General features: G+C 61.9%; 17 protein-coding genes and 1 pseudogene. 9 read left to right on the forward strand and 9 right to left on the reverse strand.

Translation table 11 applies throughout. From position 1 onward, the window contains the following. Positions 1–629 precede the first annotated feature (629 nt). Complete coding sequence (locus ACZ9H4_RS28690) at positions 630–1364, forward strand: hypothetical protein (RefSeq protein ID WP_408157243.1); 735 nt, start codon at positions 630–632, stop codon at positions 1362–1364. Positions 1365–1680: 316 nt separating this feature from the next. Here ACZ9H4_RS28690 and ACZ9H4_RS28695 read toward each other — a convergent pair whose 3' ends face one another. Both ACZ9H4_RS28695 and ACZ9H4_RS28700 read right to left on the reverse strand, forming a co-directional pair. Continuing rightward, entirely contained in the window at positions 1681–2676 is a 996-nt protein-coding gene (locus ACZ9H4_RS28695) for an aldo/keto reductase (protein ID WP_408324837.1), read from the reverse strand. Positions 2677–3107: 431 nt separating this feature from the next. Then, the gene (locus ACZ9H4_RS28700) at positions 3108–4112 is read right to left on the reverse strand and encodes an AraC family transcriptional regulator (protein ID WP_408324838.1); all 1005 of its coding nucleotides are present in this window, start codon (positions 4110–4112) and stop codon (positions 3108–3110) included. Between the two features lie 448 nt (positions 4113–4560). Here ACZ9H4_RS28700 and ACZ9H4_RS28705 point away from each other — a divergent pair, with 448 nt between their 5' ends. Further along, positions 4561–4725 carry a hypothetical protein gene (locus tag ACZ9H4_RS28705; protein ID WP_408324801.1) on the forward strand — a complete coding sequence of 55 codons (165 nt, stop codon included), beginning with the start codon at positions 4561–4563 and terminating at the stop codon, positions 4723–4725. A 289-nt stretch (positions 4726–5014) separates the two neighbouring features. On the opposite strand, the pseudogene ACZ9H4_RS28710 reads toward ACZ9H4_RS28705, so the two are convergent. Then, positions 5015–5215: pseudogene (locus ACZ9H4_RS28710) on the reverse strand (TetR/AcrR family transcriptional regulator); the annotation flags it as partial. Between the two features lie 462 nt (positions 5216–5677). Here ACZ9H4_RS28710 and ACZ9H4_RS28715 point away from each other — a divergent pair. After that, entirely contained in the window at positions 5678–5962 is a 285-nt protein-coding gene (locus ACZ9H4_RS28715) for an RcnB family protein (protein WP_408146108.1), read from the forward strand. A 185-nt stretch (positions 5963–6147) separates the two neighbouring features. Here the strand turns inward: ACZ9H4_RS28715 and ACZ9H4_RS28720 are convergent, their stop codons facing one another. Together ACZ9H4_RS28720 and ACZ9H4_RS28725 are read right to left on the reverse strand one after the other, a co-directional pair. Continuing rightward, complete coding sequence (locus tag ACZ9H4_RS28720; protein WP_408157253.1) at positions 6148–6534, reverse strand: DUF488 domain-containing protein; 387 nt, start codon at positions 6532–6534, stop codon at positions 6148–6150. Positions 6535–6568: 34 nt separating this feature from the next. Continuing rightward, positions 6569–7183: a uracil-DNA glycosylase family protein gene (locus ACZ9H4_RS28725; protein ID WP_408324802.1), complete on the reverse strand. Its 615-nt coding sequence runs from the start codon at positions 7181–7183 to the stop codon at positions 6569–6571. A gap of 357 nt (positions 7184–7540) precedes the next feature. Between ACZ9H4_RS28725 and ACZ9H4_RS28730 the strand changes: the two genes are divergently transcribed. The 3 genes from ACZ9H4_RS28730 to ACZ9H4_RS28740 all read left to right on the forward strand — a co-directional run bounded on the left by ACZ9H4_RS28730 (position 7541) and on the right by ACZ9H4_RS28740 (position 8797). After that, complete coding sequence (locus ACZ9H4_RS28730) at positions 7541–7975, forward strand: low affinity iron permease family protein (RefSeq protein ID WP_408157257.1); 435 nt, start codon at positions 7541–7543, stop codon at positions 7973–7975. Between the two features lie 49 nt (positions 7976–8024). After that, positions 8025–8282: a porin family protein gene (locus tag ACZ9H4_RS28735; RefSeq protein WP_408324804.1), complete on the forward strand. Its 258-nt coding sequence runs from the start codon at positions 8025–8027 to the stop codon at positions 8280–8282. A gap of 149 nt (positions 8283–8431) precedes the next feature. Beyond that, positions 8432–8797 (forward strand): BON domain-containing protein, encoded by a 366-nt coding sequence (locus ACZ9H4_RS28740; RefSeq protein WP_408146118.1) that lies wholly within the window; start codon positions 8432–8434, stop codon positions 8795–8797. Between the two features lie 172 nt (positions 8798–8969). Here the strand turns inward: ACZ9H4_RS28740 and ACZ9H4_RS28745 are convergent, their stop codons facing one another. From ACZ9H4_RS28745 to ACZ9H4_RS28760, 4 genes are read right to left on the reverse strand one after another with little or no spacing between them, the layout of a single operon-like run. Next, positions 8970–10214, reverse strand: coding sequence for an MFS transporter (locus ACZ9H4_RS28745; RefSeq protein ID WP_476122040.1), 1245 nt, complete (start codon positions 10212–10214; stop codon positions 8970–8972). Between the two features lie 14 nt (positions 10215–10228). After that, positions 10229–10780 (reverse strand): GAF domain-containing protein, encoded by a 552-nt coding sequence (locus ACZ9H4_RS28750; protein ID WP_408324806.1) that lies wholly within the window; start codon positions 10778–10780, stop codon positions 10229–10231. A gap of 34 nt (positions 10781–10814) precedes the next feature. Beyond that, a complete protein-coding gene (locus ACZ9H4_RS28755) occupies positions 10815–12227 on the reverse strand; it encodes an MFS transporter (RefSeq protein WP_408324808.1) in 1413 nt (470 codons plus the stop codon). A gap of 45 nt (positions 12228–12272) precedes the next feature. After that, on the reverse strand, positions 12273–14057 hold the full coding sequence (locus ACZ9H4_RS28760; protein ID WP_408324810.1) for a gamma-glutamyltransferase family protein: 1785 nt from the start codon (positions 14055–14057) through the stop codon (positions 12273–12275). 233 nt (positions 14058–14290) lie between these two features. Here ACZ9H4_RS28760 and ACZ9H4_RS28765 point away from each other — a divergent pair, with 233 nt between their 5' ends. The 3 genes from ACZ9H4_RS28765 (at position 14291) to ACZ9H4_RS28775 (ending at position 18282) form a co-directional block, all read left to right on the forward strand. After that, positions 14291–14956 (forward strand): FadR/GntR family transcriptional regulator, encoded by a 666-nt coding sequence (locus tag ACZ9H4_RS28765; protein WP_408324812.1) that lies wholly within the window; start codon positions 14291–14293, stop codon positions 14954–14956. Between the two features lie 338 nt (positions 14957–15294). Continuing rightward, on the forward strand, positions 15295–16707 hold the full coding sequence (locus ACZ9H4_RS28770) for a DUF2252 domain-containing protein (RefSeq protein WP_408324813.1): 1413 nt from the start codon (positions 15295–15297) through the stop codon (positions 16705–16707). Positions 16708–16731: 24 nt separating this feature from the next. Beyond that, positions 16732–18282 (forward strand): phospholipase D family protein, encoded by a 1551-nt coding sequence (locus tag ACZ9H4_RS28775; protein WP_408324815.1) that lies wholly within the window; start codon positions 16732–16734, stop codon positions 18280–18282. Positions 18283–18611: the final 329 nt, after the last annotated feature.

Raw genomic sequence — 18611 nt, forward strand, 5'->3', positions numbered from 1 at the left:
ATCCGGCGGCGTTCGACTGGCGCTTCTGACCAGATTGAGAGCCTTGCGCTGAACCACTACGCTACTCCGTGGACGCCCATCCCGTCGGTATCTCGTCCAGTCATATTGATTGGGGCGTCGGCACCGTCTGACGCAACCTCGTCCCCGCCCAGTCACCCGGAGTTCGCTGCCTTGGCCGCGACATCGAGTTCGTCCTCAAGTTGATGTCGCCGTGTCCAGTCGCGACCGCCATGACCTAAGACGATCACAGTCCGAAGCCCGCTACGATACTGTCTGCCCAGCTAAGGGGGCTCAAAAAAGCAGGAGCAAGGATTGTCGGCGATCTGACCTTCCATGCCGATAAACCGTTGCTGGCCGCACTGCATCCGGTGACCAGACGCGTCGATCGTGTCGCGCGCACGTCCAATGCAAAACGCATAATTGATCTTACAAGAAACAATCAGCTTTCCGCCATCGCGCAATAGCGCATGGTCTTTTATCGAGAGTAATGCAGTTCAGTTAAAAGCTTAAAGTTCACGCGAACAGCGCCGATAAATAGTTTGGCCGTGTCTGAATTTTCCATGAAGGTGACCTCCATCCAAAGACACCGGCCAATGGCGGCCCCACTCTCTAGCCACAAATAAAAGACCATGAATAACAAAACACTTTCAACTTCCGCACTCGCGGGCATTATCGTTGCAACAACGCTGATTACAGGCTGTACTTCGCTTCCGAAAACAGATCTCGCCAGCAGCAATCGTGAAAAGCTCCATTCGATCGGCGTGCTGGATGTCACCGAACCGCATGGAGAGAGCGTAGTCAACCTCGGTGGTGCTGCCGGAGCATTTGGATTGATTGGCGGGTTGGTGCAAGCTGGGATCAACTCCAATCATACGAGTACGTACACGCAGCACGTGGCGAGCGAAAAGATCGCCTTCGCTCCCGTCGTCAACGATGGCCTGACAACGCGACTGTCCAGTAACGGCTATGAAATCGTTGCGTTGCACGACCAGCATGTCAAGCTCTCAAGCGACGGTAAGTCCGACGACTTTTCCGGTGTCACGACCAACACCGACGCCATCCTGAGCGTGTGGATCACTTCGTTTGGTTACGTATCTCCGCCGGAATCGAGCGATTTCATTCCGTTGGTCGTCGTCCGCGCTCGCCTGCTCGACTCAAAGTCCAGGCAAGACATGTACTTCAAGACATTCGCCTGCGGCTGGGATATCAAGGCCAATTCTGTTCATGTCGAAGCGGACGCTAAATATCGCTATGGCAGTTTCGGCACCTTGATCGACCAGTTCGATCAGTCGGTCGCAGGCCTCAAGGATTGCGAGCAGGCAGTTGTCGCTGCAATTGGGCAGGATCTGACGAAGCAGCAGTGAAGACAGTGACGAGTGCAGCCAGGCTGGCCAGGCTGCACGTGGCAATCGAGGCCCCGCGTACGAAGCCGCGACGCGCATCTGTGTCGGCGGCCGCGAGCCCACATGTATCGGCTCGCATCTCGAATCTTGCCGGCCAGACTCGCCACGCCCTTTCCGGCGATCGGTAGGCCAGCCCCCTCATTCGTCTCATGCACGCGCCTGAACGCCTCTCCTGACACGCGAGTGAACGGCGATCGATCGTCACACAGAGGTCGGCAAGAAGTCAGAGCGCCGCCGCCTCTTACTGCGCGGCGCCCGCCCACAGGTTCGAGCCGTCCTACCAGCGCTGGTGAACCTCAGGCGCTATATAGCGCTCATAGACTTCGCGCACGCGTTGCATTGCCTCGCCGGACAGCGGCGCAAGGTTCGCAGCCGAAACGTTCGACGCCGCCTGGGCCGCGTTCTTACTACCCGGAATGATGACCGAGACGGCCTCTTCCATGAGAATCCACCGAAGCGCCAGCTGCGCCATCGAGGCATTCACCGGTACAAGTCCGCGCAGTTCGTCGACCGCTTTCAACGCGATGTCATAAGGCACGCCGGAGAACGTTTCGCCGACGTCGAACGCCTCGCCATGGCGATTGAAAGCACGATGATCGTCCGACGGAAAAACCGAATCCGCAGACATCTTGCCTGTCAGCATGCCGCTCGCCAGAGGCACTCGCGCAATGACTGCAATGTTCTTCTTTTGCGCCTGCCTGAAGAACAGGTTGGCAGGGCGTTGCCGGAACATGTTGTAGATGATCTGCACCGAAACCACGTTGGGATACTCGATCGCTTTCAACGCTTCCTCGACCTTTTCGACCGACACACCGTAAAAGCGGATCTTGCCGGCCGCGACGAAGTCATCCATCGCAGCGAACACCTCGGGACGGTAATAGACCTCCGTTGGAGGACAGTGCAATTGCACCAGGTCGAGCGTATCGACGCCCAGGTTCGACAGGCTCCGGTCGATGAAACTTTCGAGCTCACGCTTATTCGTGTAGCCACTCGTCACGTGCGGGTCGAGCCGGCGACCGAGTTTGGTGGCCACTATGGGACGCTCGCCGCCTCGCTGCCGCAACACGTCCCGGATGATCCGTTCCGACCGGCCGTCGCCGTAGACGTCCGCCGTGTCGATGAAAGTCACACCGCTATCGAGCGCGGCGTTTAACGCGGCCTTGGCGTCGTCTTCGGCGACACCGCCCCACGAGCCGCCAATCGCCCATGCTCCAAACCCGATTTCCGAAACATTCCAACCGGTACGGCCAAATTTTCTTTTCGAAAGCGTCATGTGAGTACTCGTCCTGTGTTTTGCGAAGTTGCGTCGTTGGCACTTCAATGAGCCGCGCTGCGTTCATATCGGCGGCTTGTTTATTCGTAGTGTAGCAAGCAGGGGCAGGATGCAGGCGTAGTGTATTTTCAGAATTCAGGTCGCGCTGACGGTTATCGCACCTGGACGTTGAAGTCGAGGAGGACCTGGGCCGTCGAGCGCTCCCCGGGATCCGTCAAACACGTTGGCAGGAACGGAGCATCCTGAAGGCTCGGCATGGGTAACGTCTCCCGTTTCGCGGAACATCTTCGCCAACCTTCGGCAAGGCAACGCGATGAGGGTTAATCGGCCACGAGTGCCGGCGCCAAAGCGACAACGCTTACAAAGTTACGCAAAGCGGAGAAAAGCACGGATGACCATGCCCATGTAGTTCGGACAGCTGATCTTCAGGATCATTGTCCTGCATAGTGGGCAGCGCCGTCCATCTTCCCTTGATGTTTGCGCCAACCTGCCGGCGGCATCCCAAACTCGCGCTTGAAAGCCCGGCTGAACGCCGCCTCCGATTCGTAGCCAATCTGCTCCGCGACGGCCGCGAGCGATTTGCTGCCGATCAGCAGTTCCTGCGCTGCGATCTGCATGCGCCACCGCGCGAGGTATTGCATGGGCGGTTGTCCGAGCAGATCCGTGAAGCGTTGCGCCAACGCGGAACGCGACAGCCCGACCTTGCGCGCGAGTTCATCGACGGTCCAGGGGCGGACTGGCTGAGCGTGAAGCAACGAAAGCGCACGTCCCACGAAACGATCGCGCACGCCGGCCAGCCATCCTTTCTGGTCAGCAGGAAGTGCTTCAATACAGCTTCGTACGGCTTCGACAAACAGAAGCTCCGACAGCCTCGCAAGGACGATCGTACCGCCCGCCCGCGAATCCGCCACCTCGGCGGCCGCAAACTTGAGCGACGACTCCAGCCACGCGCCACGAGGGTCGTTGCGCATGTCTATCTTGAAGAGCCGCGGCAGCGACGAGAGCAAAGGGTTAGAGAGCGTATCGTCGCAGGCAAGGAAGCCGCAAATGATGCGGGTGGACGCGCCACCCCCGCCGTGGGACAACGTCATCACTTCGCCGGGCGCGGCTTCCATTTGCCCGACCAGCAGCGTGTCTGCCGGCGTAGGCGGAAGGTCCAGCGCGCTGCCCAGCAGATGCGCTTCGCCTTGCGGCACGACCAGCAGTTCGCCGGCATTCAGATGAAGGGCCGACGCAGGCGCGCCCGCCAACTGCGCCCAGCAGCTTCCCTCTATGATCAGATGATACGAGATGACCCGCTCGGAGCGGGGCAGAAAGGCCGCGCAGAGCGCAGCATCGGTGCGCCCTATCACGCACCACGGCGCGGTGAAGGTGCCGTTCAGGTACACCGCGCCGCTCAGGCGAACGACGCGCAGCACGTCGGAAACTGCATCCATATGTAGCTCGCGTGAAGTGCGGCTCCCCGAACAGGAGACCAGGACAGGTAGTCGTTTTTTCAACCTGGTCGAGGTGTCAATACTATACCCGGCGTCGTCGCCGACAAATCCCTTACGGGGTTTTCACTACGCCTCGCGGATGATCGCTCGATGCCCTTGCTTGCTTATATAAATCACACGCTTGCATAAGACGATCGGACAACGATTCCGGACGCCCGGCAAAGAGCGGGCCGAACTCCGGCAATACGTGGACGATCGGGCAGAAAACATCGACGCGTAGGCAGGACGGCAACGCCTTGCAAAAGGCAAAGTTCATCGCAGGACGGGACGGATCAGCGCCAGTCCCTTCGCAGCGAATTCTTTTGCTGCTGCACCACCCCATTTGTGCCGACCATCTCACGCCACGTGATCTACAGGTTCCGCGCAAACGACATAGCGTGAGATGCCGATGAAACGCCTGATCAGCCTTGCGATGTACCACCCGTTCATCGCGTTGTCCGCGTTCTATTTGACCAACCTGATGTGCAACGTCGACTACAGTCTGTCCGGCGCACTGCTCGTTCTGGCGGCGAAGTCCACGTCCCGTTTATTGAGTCTGTTCAACAAGGGATAGCGCCGCGCCGATCTTCCAGATTCCTTCGCATGGTCAACTCCGGGTCCGCCGCGACGCCGTCACAGCTCGAACGTGCCGCGATACGTCTCATCGGCATCCGCGCGGGTGTTGATCTCAACGAGCACCCCGCCGGCACTTCGCAGAAAAATCGCGAGCCGCGCTCATGCCTGAACACGTCGGTTCTCGCCACGACACCCGCGGCGAGCATTTGTGCGTGCAGCGCGCGAACCTCATCAAGCGACGCCAGTTCAAAGCCGATGTAAATTTGTGCGGCCATTCAACCGGATGGCATCAGGTGACCGAGCGCGACCAGTCCGCTCGCGTGATCGAAGGCCGCCAGCGCGTCGTGATGGAAGCGCTCGTTTTCACGCTGCATCAGCGCGATCGTCAACGCGTCCTTGCCAGGGAAGTACTGATACAGCGAGCCAATGCTGACGCCTGCGCGCTCCGCGACCGCGTTCGTGTTGAAACCTTCAAGCACTTTCGTTTCGCAGGATCCGATCGTCCAGTGCTCCCGCTCACCGGGGCCCGGCCTCGTGCAAATGTCTGCAACCGAATCGGCGCGTCGAACTGATGAGCTTCGGTGCGGACGATCGGCGCTGGGCCGACCGATACCGGTAATTCGCGCACCAATGTTTGATCACTCGTCGCATGAACATCCGGCCAGCGCCTATTTGTCGTCGACGCGGTTGCCCCAAGGATGGTGTATTTAACAAATATTTACTCCTGCGGGGCGACGGAATCGATACACTGCTCGACTCTCGCTTCAACCGCGCATCTTCAATCCAGTCAATAGGCCAGCACTCTACGTTCTATGAAAACAAAGCAATTCGTTATCCTCACGCTCTGCGCAGCCACGGGCATTTCGCCCGGTGCGTTCGCACAAAACAATTCGCGAGGCGGGCCCGACAATCACGGTCCGTATGCCGGTCATCAACAAAACGCCCGATACGTGGACAACGCCAATCATGGCGGACCGGACCATCGCCCTGGCCCCGACCGGCAACCTCCGCATGCAGACAACGACCGTTTCGACGATCACGGTGGCCCGCGCGGATGGCATCGCGGCGATCATCTGCCGTCCGATTACCGCGACCACCAGTACGTCGTCGACAACTGGCACGAGCATAACCTTCAGGCACCCCCGCGCGGCTATCGCTGGGTGGGTATCAATGGAGACTATGTGCTTGCCGCCGTCGCAACCGGCGTGATTGCGCAGATCGTTCTTAGCCGCTGAGTCGATGGATTAATGAAGAAATGAGGAGGCGTTCCGGTTGGCGCGTCCTCGACAATCGGCGCGAATGCAATCGCGCCGGTTTTAATTCCGAATAAACCGATTCGAAAGCCTGCCCTGCTTCTTCCTGTCGTCGCGATTGCAATCGCCATCTAGTTCCGCCAGCGCTTGCCACTGAACCCGCGAACTTACTTGCCGTGCAGATGCAAAAGCACGTCACGCAAGACAATCGCCTGGTTATGCTCCTCATCTTTGGCGCCATAGACGAGCGTGATCTGCTGACCGGCAGAATCGCTTAGAAGTTGCCGCATCCGCTCGCGCATCTCCTCGCCGCCAAGTTCGTCGCGATAGCGTTGCTGAAAGGTGCTCCACCGTTTCGGATCATGCCCGAACCATTCGCGCAACGCCGCGCTCGGGGCAAGTTCACGCGCCCACTGGTCAAGCTTGAGCGTCTCCTTGCTACGTCCGCGCGGCCATACCCGATCGACGAGAACTCGGTAACCGTCCGCCGGATCCGGGTCGTCATAAGCGCGCTGGATGACAATCTTCAGATTGCTGGTGCTCGCATGCGGCATAGGCTTCTCCGCTAAACAGATTGATCGATAACGCTTACGCGAGTTGGCCCGCTCCAGCCGCGACCGCTGCCACCCTCGTGCGAAGCATCGGCACCACTTCGTGGTCGAACCATGGGTGATGCTTGAACCACGCCTGATTGCGCGGCGACGGATGAGGCAACGGAATGAAAGCCGGTCCATAGTCCGCCCATGCCCTCACTGTTTCCGTTAGCGACGGCCTGCGGCGTTCGCCGAGAAAATGACGCTGCGCATACTGGCCGATCAACAACGTCAGCGCGATGTTATTCAACCTCTCCAGCAGGCTATCCAGCCACAACTGCGCGCATTCGCGGCGCGGCGGCTTGTCGCCACTACTTCCTCTGCCCGGATAGCAGAATCCCATGGGAATGATGGCGAACCGCGTCTCGTCATAAAACGACGTGGCATCGACGCCGAGCCAGGTACGCAGACGCTCACCGCTGGCGTCGTTCCAGGGAATGCCTGAAGCATGCACCTTCGCACCGGGCGCCTGGCCGACGATCAGAATGCGGGAGTCGACCGTGGCGCGTACGATGGGCCGCGGACCCAACGGCAGATCGTGCTCGCAGACACGGCAGGCACGCACGTCGGCGAGAAGGGCGTCAAGGGTAGGTCGTGCGGGCTCGTTCACGTCGGGGTATCTGGTTGTGGCGGGACATGCGGCTCGGGATAATGCTGCCGAAAATCCTGAGGAGCGATGCATTGCGGGTCGCGGCCAGCTTACGCGGAAGGCCAGCTCCGCGGCACAGGATATCGCCGTAGGCATTCTCCAGAATGTGCCGCCCTGCACTCACCGCGCGATCACTCATTCTACAACCGCCACCATCGAGGACCTGTTATTTGCCCAAAAAACCGACGGGCCCGAAATGTGCAATGCAGATCTTGTGCGTGGCAGCACGCAGGCCAGTTGCCATGACAATCAGATGAAAAACACGCGCCATACCGGCGCAAGATCGTCCGAATATCGCCCTGAATACAGGAGATCATCATGACCGGCAAATGGTTTTCGCGCTTCTCGAGCTACCTCTCCACAATGACCGGCAGGCCCTCCACCTTTGTGCTGGCCGCCGCTCTGGTGCTTCTGTGGGCGATAACCGGCCCACTCTTCCATTACAGCGACACGTGGCAACTCGTCATTAACACATCGACCACGATCGTCACGTTCCTGATGGTCTTCCTGATCCAGAACACTCAAAACCGCGATACGGCCGCGATGCAGATCAAACTCGACGAGCTGATTCGCGCGATCGAGGGCGCACACAATGCCCTGCTCGATCTCGAAGAACTCGAGGAAAAAGACCTGAGCCGGTTCCGCAAACATTATGAAAAATTGGCCGAAGAAGCGCGCACGGCGTTGCGCGCCGGCGGCAGTGACACCGACTCGCCGTTTATCGACAATCGCGATGAAGGGGATAGAAAATGATTTTTTGCGATCTTTCGTCACACGTCCGCGACGATGCTCAGTGCGGGCTATGCGTACGCGCGGAACCGGCGACGCCTGCGCGACGTACAATCAGTTCTCGCTCGGCGCCGACTATGCGGTGTCGAAGCGCACGGACTTCTATCTCGTCGCGGCTTACCAGCATGCGAGCGGCGATCAGCGCGACACCAACGCGGACGGCACCAACGGCGGTCTTGGCGAAGCGACCGCCTCGATCGACTCGTACGGCAACCAGTCGAACACCAACTCACAGGCGATCGTGGCGCCCGGTATCCGTCACCGGTTCTGATCAGGCGTTACGATACGCAGGCCTGCTTCCGCGCCAGAGGCCCTGGCTGACCGCCGGTAAAGATTCATTCAGTTCCAGCAACATCTCAGTGACACAGTGCAAAGGTCCCAGCCGGGGCCGTCGCGAATGGTGATGAAAGGAGAAATGCAATGAAGGCAATTCACGCAATCAAGCTGGCTGGCGGCGCGCTGCTCGTAGCGGTTTCGTTCCAGGCCAACGCGCAGACGAGCGACGCGGCGCCAGCCGCCGACACGAGCGCGCAGAGCGCCAAGAGTCAGCACAAGGCAGACCGCGCCGCCAACCGCTCACTGGGACGCAAGGTGCGCAACGCATTGTCGAAGGCGATGGGTGTTACCGCGTCGCACATCACTGTGCGCTCAGCCGGCGGTGCGATCACGCTGCAGGGCACGGTGCCTGAGGCGGCCGACAGTCAGAAAGCGGAAGAGATTGCGACGGGTGTAGCGGGCGTCACGTCGGTCAAGAACGCGCTGTCGATTCGTCCTGAGGGGACGTAAGCGCCATTGGCAGGTGCGTTGCTGTGCGTGAGCTTGATGTAGGCCATGGAACGCGTTGGCGCTTGCCATGACGAGCGCTCACGCATCCCGCGCGAGGATTATCAAGTTGAGCGTGACGCGGCTTCTCAACCGCGGCGCGCAACGTTGCGCCCGTTATCCGCGTCGCAGCCTTCTAACGCTGCGTGTCATACAGGCGATCGGGAACGAACAGCGCCGTGATGCCGCTCAAAAAGAAAACCCCGCCCACCACCAAAAAGCCGATGCCGATTGAAAACTGCGTCGCCAGATAGCCAATCACGATAGGTGCCGCACCGGAGCAGAAGCGGCCAAGGTTATAAGACCCGCCTACTGCCGTACCGCGAATCGAAGTCGCGAAGCTCTCGGACATGAAGGTGCCCACCGTGCCCAGCGGCACGCCGTACAGAAATCCGAAAAGCAGCATCAGATAAACAATGTTCTCCCGCGTATGCCAGAAGATGATGACGGGGAGAAAGAGCGCCGCGCCGACGCAACCGAGCACGTACACACCGCGCCGGCTCCAACGGTCGCCCAGCCATCCGGCGAAGATCTTGCCGATGAAGGCGACCACGAACGTCCCGATCATGTACCCCGCCATCGCGCTGAATTTCACATGCAGTTCTTTTTCAAGGTAAGTCGGCAACCAGTTGTTCAGACCATAAAACCCGGAGAGCGAGAAGACGGAAATCAGGGTCCACAGAATGAACAGGGTTCGTGATTGCCGACTGCTGAAGATCGCGTAATAGCGGTTGTCGACGAGTCCGCGTTCGCTGCCGCGCACGGCGGCGCGGCTCGCCAGCCAGTTTGCCGGTTCGGGCACGGCGAACTTGATCGCGAGCGCGAGCAGCACCGGCAGCGCCGACACGTAATAGAGCGTGCGCCAGCCGTAGTGCGGCAAAATCCAGTTGCTCAGCGCAATGACGACGATATAGCCCGCCGAAATGCCGGTCTGCAGCACGCCGAGAATCAGCGAGCGCCGCACAGTCGGCACGTATTCGGCGACGAGCGTGGTCACCAGCACCATGCAGCCGATGCCGAGCGAACTGATAAACCGCACCACCGCGAATTCCACGAAGTTATGGGTGAGCCCCAGCAACCCCGCGCCCAGCGAAAAGAGCGCCAGCGCCCACGCCACGACCCGCACGCGACCCAGCCGATCACTCGCCCAGCCGCCCAGAATCCCGCCGATCGCCATCCCCACCAGCGTCAAACTTCCCAACGCGCCGGACTCGACATTGGTGAGTCCGAATTCGTTTTTGATTCGCGTGAGCGTCAAGCCGTACATCATCACGTCCGCGCCATCGGCCAAGAGCGCCAGGTAACCCAGGATGAAGACGAGCAGCCAGCGGCTTTGCACTTCTGATGTGGTGCTCAACGTGGTCGGTGTGGTGGAAGCCATGGTTGTTGTTATCGTTAGAGAGACGTGGCGCCATCAGCGCAAGCTTGCCGCCTGAGCAAAGCGGGCGCAAGGAAGCTGCCGATCAGCAGGCCCATCGCCTCATGTCCGCGCGTGTACCAGCCTTCGACATGCGTCATGTTCATCGTACCGATGCATTCTCCGCCGTATGCTATCGGGATGTTCAGGATCGAGCCGAGCCCCATGCCGGTCATCACCGCGTGATCGTCGAACGCGTCGCGAATGTGTTGCGCGGTTTCCGCGCGGAACGGTTCGAGATCCTCCAATATCTGTTTCGACCACGCCGTGCCGCGTTTTTTTTTGCGCCCGCCAGGCGGATAGACATCCGGCATGTTGGTATAAACGCGCTCGACCTCATGGCGCCGCGCATCGTAGGACATGATGGTGAACAGCTTCGCGCCGATTGCGCGCGCCGCCACCGCGTGAACCGCCCGGAAAATCTGCGCGGGCTGGCCCCTGATGCGCATGGCCATGGCAAGGCTTTCGAGGTCCGATAATTCCAGCGCTTTCATGGCGGGCAGTGCGGATTCGATCTGCGTGGCTTGCATAGTCGGTGTGTCGAAGTTGAGAAATGCCGGCGGCTCAACCGCGCATTTCAGTGGAGTTGAGCGGGCCGCGAAGGTCCGGCGCCGCCTCGGCGCCTTCCACTTCGATGTCTTCGAGCGAACGGTTGCGGGTCTCGATACCGAGGAAGAAAACCACGCACGCGCCGATCAGCAGCACCGTCGTGGTCATCCCGAACACCCCCAGGAAGCCGAGTGTGGGATAGACGAGGCCGACCAGAATCGGCGCGCTCACCGAGCCGATCCGGCCGAACGATGAAGACGAGCCGGTGCCGGTTGCACGCACGGTCGTCGGAAAGACTTCGGGCGTGTAGGCATACACGCCGGCGAAAGCGCCGTTCATGAAGAACGACAGTGCGATGCCCGCCGCCATGATCTGCAGACCCGTGTGCGAGAAGGCGAGCACGATCGCCGCCATCCCGCCGAGCAGCATATAGGACGCGACTACCGCCTTGCGGCCGATCCGTTCATTGAGCCATGCCGCCGAGAAATAGCCCGGAATCTGCGCACCATAGATCGCGATCGAATAGCCGAAGCTTTTCGTCATCGTGAGCCCTTCCTTGAGCAGCAGGCTCGGAATCCACGAGAAGAACGAGTAGTACGCGAACGCGACGGAAAACCACATCAGCCAGCTCACCGCGGTCGTGCGCGCGAGGCGCGGCGACCACAGCGTCAGCACGTTCTGCAACGCGCTGGTTTTGATCGGCGCGGCAGCGGGCAGCGTCGCGCCGACCGAGGCGGGCGCCAGACGAATGCCCCGGCTCGCGAACCACGCCTCGATCTCGCTGACGATGCGGTTCGCTTCGCCGCGCCGTCCCTGGCTTTCCAGCCAGCGCGGCGACTCGGGCAGCGTCCTGCGCCACCAGAGCAGCATCACGACCGGCAACGACGTCGCCACCGCGAGGTAGCGCCAGCCGTCGGCGAAGTTGCGCACCACGCTGAAACCGAGGATGGCGGAACCCAGATAGCCGAACGACATGAACCCCACCAGCGCGCCGCAAAAGATGCCCCGGTAACGCCGGGGCACGAATTCGGCGAGAAACGGCGCGATCACCACCGTCTCCGCGCCGGAGCCGAAGCCCGCGACGATGCGCAACGCGAAGAACGTGTGCCAGTCGTTGGCGGTGGCGCTCGCGAGCGAGGCGGCGCAGTAGATCGCCAGCGCCGACATCATGATGCGGCGCCGGCCGATCACATCCGCGAGCACGCCCGACAGAAACGCGCCGAAGAAGTAGCCGATGTACGTGCTACTCGCGACGAGCCCGCTCTGGGCGCTCGTCAGATGCCACAGCTTGCTCACGACCGGCAGCAGAAACGCGAGCGAGGATGAATCGAGTCCATCGAACATATACCCCAGCCCGCCGATGAGCAGGAGCTTGCGATGAAAGCCCGAGATCGGCAGTCTCTCGAGGCGGGCGGCGACAGCGGACACGGCGTTTTCTCCCAAGGAATGGATACGTTTGGCGGGCCGCGAAGCCTATCGGCCGACAGCGTATGCCTGCATCTGACGCGGTGTCGCCGCGCCGCGCATCAAGCCGTTGCGGATTCCCACCGCGCAGACGCGGCCCAACGCCCAAGGCTCGGCTACGGTCAGGTCGTGTCCCCGCGCGCGCAATTCGGCCAGCGTGTGTTCGGGGAAGCGCGCTTCGGCGGACATCTTGCCGAGTTGCATCGAGCGCGGATAGAACGAGCCGGGGAAGTGAGCAGTCTGGAACGACGGCGCATCCGCGGCAGCCTGGAAGTTCATGCCGCCGTGTACGTGCCTGAGGAACAGCTGGAGCGACCATTGATCCTGCTGGTCGCCGCCCGGCGTTCCGAACGCCGCGTAGGGTTTGCCGTCGCGCGTGACCAGTGTCGGTGAGAGCGTCGTGCGCGGACGGCGGCGCGGACCGAGCGACGACGGCAAGCCCTCTTCCATCCAGAACATCTGCGCGCGCGTGGTCACGTTGAAACCGAGACCGGGCACGGCGGGCGACGCCTGCAGCCAGCCGCCCGACGGCGTCGCCGACACCATGTTGCCCCAGCGGTCCACCACGTCGAGATGAACCGTGTCGCCACGCAGTTCGGGCAGCGGCGCGAAGGTCGGCTCGCCCTGGCCGAAGCCGCCGGACTGCTGCTTGCCGGCGTTGGCCATGATCAGCGCGGCGCGGCGCTCGCTGTCCTCCAGCGCGCCGGGACGGAATTCGAACGACGCGCGCGCGGGATCGATCAGCCGACGGCGTTCGTCGTTGTAGGCATCGCTTAGCAGCGTCTCCATCGGCACGTGCGCGAAGTCCGGGTCGCCGTAGAACACGTCGCGGTCCGCAAACGCGAGCTTCGAGCATTCGATGACGGTGTGCACGAAGTCGGGGCCGAGCGGGTCCATCGCCGCGAGATCGAAGCCCTTCAGCAGCGCGAGCTGCTGCAGGAACATCGGCCCCTGCCCCCACGGGCCCGTCTTGTGGACCCGCAAGCCTTGATAGTCATAGGAGACCGGGTCCTCGTAAGTCGGCGCCCAGCGCGCCAGATCATCCGCGTCGAGCAGGCCATGATTGCGCCGGCCGGACGTGTCGAGCACCGGCGTCGAGCGGAAATACTGGTCGATGGCGTCGGCCACGAAGCCGCGATAGAAGACTTCACGCGCGCGTTCGCACTGCTCGGCCCGGTCACGGCGGGTATTCGCTTCCTGCAGGATGCGCCGGTACGTGTGCGCAATCGCCGGATTGGCGAACAGATGATTGGGCTGCGGCGCGTCGCCGTTGCGCAGCCATTGCTCCGCCGAGGTGGGCCATTCGGTCTGGAAGAAGTCCTTGATGGCGAGTATCGACGAGGTCATGCGCGGCAGGACCGGATAGCCGTTTTCCGCGTAACCGATTGCGTAGCCCAAGACCTCTTCGAGCGGCAGTTGCCCGTAGTCGCGCAGCATCGCCATCCATGCGCCGAACGCGCCGGGCACCACGGCCGGCAACAAGCCCGTTCCCGGCACGACCTCCAGCCCCAGCCCGCGCATGCGCTCGATCGTCATCGCCGCCGGCGTCACGCCTTGCCCGCACAGCACGCGCACCCGGTCCTCGCGCGCGCTGTAGAACACGACCGGCAGTTCGCCGCCCGGTCCATTCAGATGCGGCTCGACGATCTGCAGAACAAAACCGGCTGCGGCGGCCGCGTCGAATGCATTGCCGCCTTTCTCCAGAACGGCCATCGCGGACGCGCTGGCGAGCCAGTGGGTCGAGGCCACCATGCCGAATGTACCGAGCAGCTCAGGACGGGTTGTAAACGACATGCACGACTCCTTTTGCGACGAACGGCAATCACGAAATGAACCAATAAACAAAGGTTCATAAAAAATAACACGCCAGAATAAGGCTAGGCACGGCGGACTTCAGCCCCGTGTTAACCCGATATTCGCCCAATAATACAAGATAAAAAAATAATCACCGCAACTTCGGCAAGCTTGGCGTTTCTGCTATCTTTGATACCAATGTTCATTGGTTCAACAAAAAGCAGGGAGAGTCCATGCTGGACAGGTTGCTGGAATACATTGCCGGGCATCAATTGCGGGACGGCGATGCGCTGCCGCCCGAACGCAAGCTCGCCGAAGACCTCGGCGTCAGCCGACGCGAACTGCGCGCCGCGCTCGCGTCGCTGGAAGCGTCCGGCCAGGTGTGGCGCGGCGTCGGCCGCGGCACTTATCTGGGTGCGCGGCCGCTGAAGTTCGCACCTACCCTGCGCGGGCTTCGCGCGGGAGCGAGTCCGGCGGACATCGCGGAAATGCGGCTGCTGTTCGAGCCGGCGCTCGCGCAGCTTGCCGCGACGAAAGCGAGCCGGGACGACTTGCTGGAGCTGGAAAAATGCGCGCGGAAAAACGCCGCGGCCAAAACGGATGAAGAGTGGCAGCAATGGGATCACCGGTTTCATCTGCTGATCGGACAGGCCACCCGCAACCCGGCGCTCATCGCGTTGATGGAAGTGATCAACGGCATGCGGGTCAAACCGGACGTGCGCGAGAAGACCGCCGCGCAAACAACGCGACAATTCTTTGCCCGCCAGCATCAAGCGCTCGTCAGCGCGATGAAGGCACGCGATGGCGAAGCGGCGGCCCGGTCCATGCGCGAGCATCTGCTGAGCGTCCAGGGGCGCGCTTCCTCCGGGCGGGACGACGTGCCCGACGGCGCGGATTGAGGAAGCCGGCGCAAGACAGACTCGACACTCGGGGCGGGCACTATGGAAATAATCGGATAGACCAGTTAGAGTTTGAACAGGCAAACGGACCCGTCCGTTACGCCGTCTTTTATCAGTCCGCTTTCTCGTGGCACTCGTAAAACGCATATCACCAGCCAGCGGCATGCCTACGCCGCGGCACGGAGGCGCAAGCAACTGACTGGTTTCCGGGCAAGACAGCGCGTGGCTGTGCAAACAGTCACCGGGACGAGCGCCATTCAGCCGGCCCTGGCCGCCGCGGCGCATCCCGACAAGAACTCGACACGCCGATCCGATTTGCGCTACCGAAGGAGAAAACGATGACGCCATCCGACTCGCTCGCGGAACGCCGCGCGCTCGGCCGCCAGGCGCGCAAGGACACGCCGCGCAGCGCGCACGCGAAGATCGGCAACACCGATCGCGATCCGGTCGGGTTGTTGCGCGAGAGCAGCGAGGGACGCGTCGAGGCGCTCGTTCCACTGCGCTATGGCCGCATGCTTGCCTCGCCGTTCACGTTCTATCGCGGTAGCGCGATCATTCAGGCGCATGATCTCCACGCCACCGCCAACAGCGGCTTTCATTTCCAGATCTGCGGCGACTGCCACCTGATGAACTTCGGCGGCTTCGCGACACCGGAGCGAGCACTGGCTTTCGACATCAACGATTTCGACGAAACCGCGCCCGGGCCCTGGGAGTGGGACCTCAAACGCCTGAGCGCCAGCTTCTATATCGCGGTAAGGCATCTCGGGCACGGCGACAAACTGGCCGACGAAGTCGTCGCGCTCGCCGTGCAGAGCTATCAGCGATGGACCGAAAATTATGCGGCGCTGAGCCCGCTCGAACTCTGGTACGAACTCATCACGTTCGATCGCCTCGAACGGACCGTGACCTCGGACGATGCACGCCAACACGTGCGCAACAGCGTCGAACGCGCATCGCGCCGCACACACGAGACCATGCTCCCCAAGCTCGCCAGCCACCGCGACGGCGTCTGGCAAATTCGCGACACGCCGCCCAGCGTGTTCCACGTACACGGCAAGAGCACGCTTTTCACGCACGACGACGACTGGCTCGGTCTCGGCGACTGGCGCGATCTGATGGGGCCGATCTACCGGCATTACCTGAAGTCCCTCGGCGTGGTGCGCGGCAATCTGCTCGCGCACTTCTCGATGCAGGATGTGGCGTTCAAGGTGGTCGGCGTCGGCAGCGTGGGCACGCGATGCCTGATCCTGCTGATGGTCGATCCGCACGAGAAGCCGCTGTTCATCCAGTTCAAGGAAGCCTCGACGTCCGTCGTCTCGCGGTATTTCGACGCGCGGTCCCCGCGGCACCACGGGCAGCGGGTGGTCAACGGCCAGCGCCTCATGCAGGGCGCGAGCGATCCGTTTCTCGGCTGGACGTCGGGCCCGTTCGGGCGGCACATCTACGGGCGTCAGTTGCGTGACATGAAGGTCTCGGCCACGCTCGAGCTGTTTTCGAAGGAGACGTTTCGCGAGTATGCGAGCCTGTGCGGCTGGGTGCTCGCGCGAGCCCACGCGAAAGCCGGCGGCCAGGCGACCGAGGTGGCCGGCTACCTCGGCAACGGCGACCAGATGGCGGAAGCGCTCGTCAGCTATTCGCGCGCTTATGCCGATCAGGTGGAACAGGACTACGAAAAATTCCGCGACGCGTGCCGCAACGGCCGGCTTGAAGCGCGTACCGATGCGGACATGGCCGCCGATTTCGCAGCATAAAGCCCAGGACCCGGAGGTCTAGCCATGGCAACGTTTCGTGCAGCCCTCGCGGTTCTGCTTCTGGCGCTGCTGTCGGCCTGCGCGAGTCTGCCGCCGCAGACCGGGCGAGTCGAAACGCATGCGATCGAACCGTCGGACAGCACGCGTCTGGGCACGGCTTTCCTGCCTCAGGTGCGCCAGCATCCGGACCAGACGGCGTTCCATCTGCTGCCCGATGGCGTCGACGCGTTGCTCAGCCGCATCGCGCTCGCCGATGCGGCGGACCGCACGCTCGACCTGCAGTACTACATCTGGCACGACGATCTGACCGGCCGGCATCTGGCGAACGCGGTGCTGCGCGCGGCGGATCGCGGCGTCAGAGTGAGAGTGCTGCTGGACGATCTCGGCACCGGCGCGGACGATCAGGTGTTGCTCGCCATCGCGTCCCATCCGAACATCCAGATACGGCTGTTCAACCCGGTCGCGAATCGCCGCTTCAAGGTGCTGGGCTCCGCCATGGAATTCAGCCGGGTGAACCGGCGCATGCACAACAAGTCGATCATCGCCGACAACGAAGCGGCGATCGTCGGCGGCCGCAACATCGGCGACGAGTACTTCGGCGCGTCCAGCGACGTCTCGTTCGGCGACCTCGACGTGCTGACGTATGGCGCCGTGGTCCGCGACATCTCGAGCGCGTTCGACCAGTTCTGGAACTCGGACGCGGCGTATCCGATCGAGCGGCTGACGGGCCATCCGGCCGACCCCGGCGCGCTCGCCGCGTATCGCGCGAAGCTGGCGGCGTTCGTCGCTTCGCAACGCGATACGCCCTACGTGACCCAGGCCACGCACCGCTACGCCGAAATCATCGCCATGCGCGAAATCGACGTGTCCTGGGGCAAGGCGACCCTGCTCTACGACGATCCCGCGAAAATCACGCGCTCGCCGAACGATCCGACCGGGCATCTGCTGTCGCAGTTCAGGACCCTGAGCATTGAACCGCAGAAAGAGATGCTCATCATTTCGCCGTACTTCGTGCCTGGAAAGGAAGGCGTCGCGTGGCTGCGCAAGGAGGCCGGCCGCGGCGTTCGCGTGACCGTCCTCACCAATTCGCTGGCGGCCACGGACGTGGCCGCCGTTCACGCCGGATATCAGCGCTATCGCAAGGACCTGCTCGAGGCGGGCGTGCATCTCTACGAGTTGAAGCCCGCGGCGTCCGAAGACCCACGGCATAAAAAGACGATGCTGGGGTCGTCGAAAGCCTCGTTGCATGCCAAGACCTATGTGTTCGACAAGTCCGGCATCTTCATCGGTTCGATGAATCTCGATCCACGCTCGATCACGCTGAATACGGAGATCGGACTCTATTGCGAAAGCGATGCGCTCGCCTCGGAGGTGGTGAACGGCGTCGAACCGAAGCTCGATCAGATTGCGTGGCGGCTCGAAGAGCGCACCAACGCGAACGGCACCGTGCGGATCGTCTGGATCGACACGAAGGCGGACGGTACGCAGACGGAGGGCGACGAGCCGGGCGTGTCGGGTTTGAAGCGCGTGGGGATCTGGTTCCTTGGGCTGTTGCCGATCGAATCGGAGCTTTAAGGAAGAGCGCGTATGGGCCATTGCCGGAGGCGGGCGCCATGGCATGCGCAAGCGCATTGCGTGGCACGCCAAACCGCGAGACTGGCTGGCTGTCAGGCACGAAGGCAACCTGTCTCATCATCCCATATACGACGTGCGTCGTCCCTCTGCACGCCATGCCGACCGCAAACTCCTTTCCCGATAAAGTGTCAAATTCCCGTGTCCTCACACACGCGAGGTACGTCATGCAGACACACACCCAGGGCCATGAGATGAAGGCTCTTTTCGTGGCACGATCCGGCATCGCGGGTTGCGCGTCGAACCTGGCCGTTGCGGCGCTGTGGCTCACC

Source organism: Paraburkholderia sp. TE9906, assembly GCF_056279605.1.

Coding starts and splice junctions, on each gene's coding strand:
- ACZ9H4_RS28740 (WP_408146118.1), top strand. CDS start 8,432: ATGAAGGCAATTCACGCAATCAAGCTGGCTGGCGGCGCGCTGCTCGTA.
- ACZ9H4_RS28765 (WP_408324812.1), top strand. CDS start 14,291: ATGCTGGACAGGTTGCTGGAATACATTGCCGGGCATCAATTGCGGGAC.
- ACZ9H4_RS28750 (WP_408324806.1), bottom strand. CDS start 10,780: ATGCAAGCCACGCAGATCGAATCCGCACTGCCCGCCATGAAAGCGCTG.
- ACZ9H4_RS28720 (WP_408157253.1), bottom strand. CDS start 6,534: ATGCCGCATGCGAGCACCAGCAATCTGAAGATTGTCATCCAGCGCGCT.
- ACZ9H4_RS28690 (WP_408157243.1), top strand. CDS start 630: ATGAATAACAAAACACTTTCAACTTCCGCACTCGCGGGCATTATCGTT.
- ACZ9H4_RS28705 (WP_408324801.1), top strand. CDS start 4,561: ATGAAACGCCTGATCAGCCTTGCGATGTACCACCCGTTCATCGCGTTG.
- ACZ9H4_RS28760 (WP_408324810.1), bottom strand. CDS start 14,057: ATGTCGTTTACAACCCGTCCTGAGCTGCTCGGTACATTCGGCATGGTG.
- ACZ9H4_RS28745 (WP_476122040.1), bottom strand. CDS start 10,214: ATGGCTTCCACCACACCGACCACGTTGAGCACCACATCAGAAGTGCAA.
- ACZ9H4_RS28770 (WP_408324813.1), top strand. CDS start 15,295: ATGACGCCATCCGACTCGCTCGCGGAACGCCGCGCGCTCGGCCGCCAG.
- ACZ9H4_RS28730 (WP_408157257.1), top strand. CDS start 7,541: ATGACCGGCAAATGGTTTTCGCGCTTCTCGAGCTACCTCTCCACAATG.
- ACZ9H4_RS28700 (WP_408324838.1), bottom strand. CDS start 4,112: ATGGATGCAGTTTCCGACGTGCTGCGCGTCGTTCGCCTGAGCGGCGCG.
- ACZ9H4_RS28775 (WP_408324815.1), top strand. CDS start 16,732: ATGGCAACGTTTCGTGCAGCCCTCGCGGTTCTGCTTCTGGCGCTGCTG.
- ACZ9H4_RS28735 (WP_408324804.1), top strand. CDS start 8,025: ATGCGTACGCGCGGAACCGGCGACGCCTGCGCGACGTACAATCAGTTC.
- ACZ9H4_RS28695 (WP_408324837.1), bottom strand. CDS start 2,676: ATGACGCTTTCGAAAAGAAAATTTGGCCGTACCGGTTGGAATGTTTCG.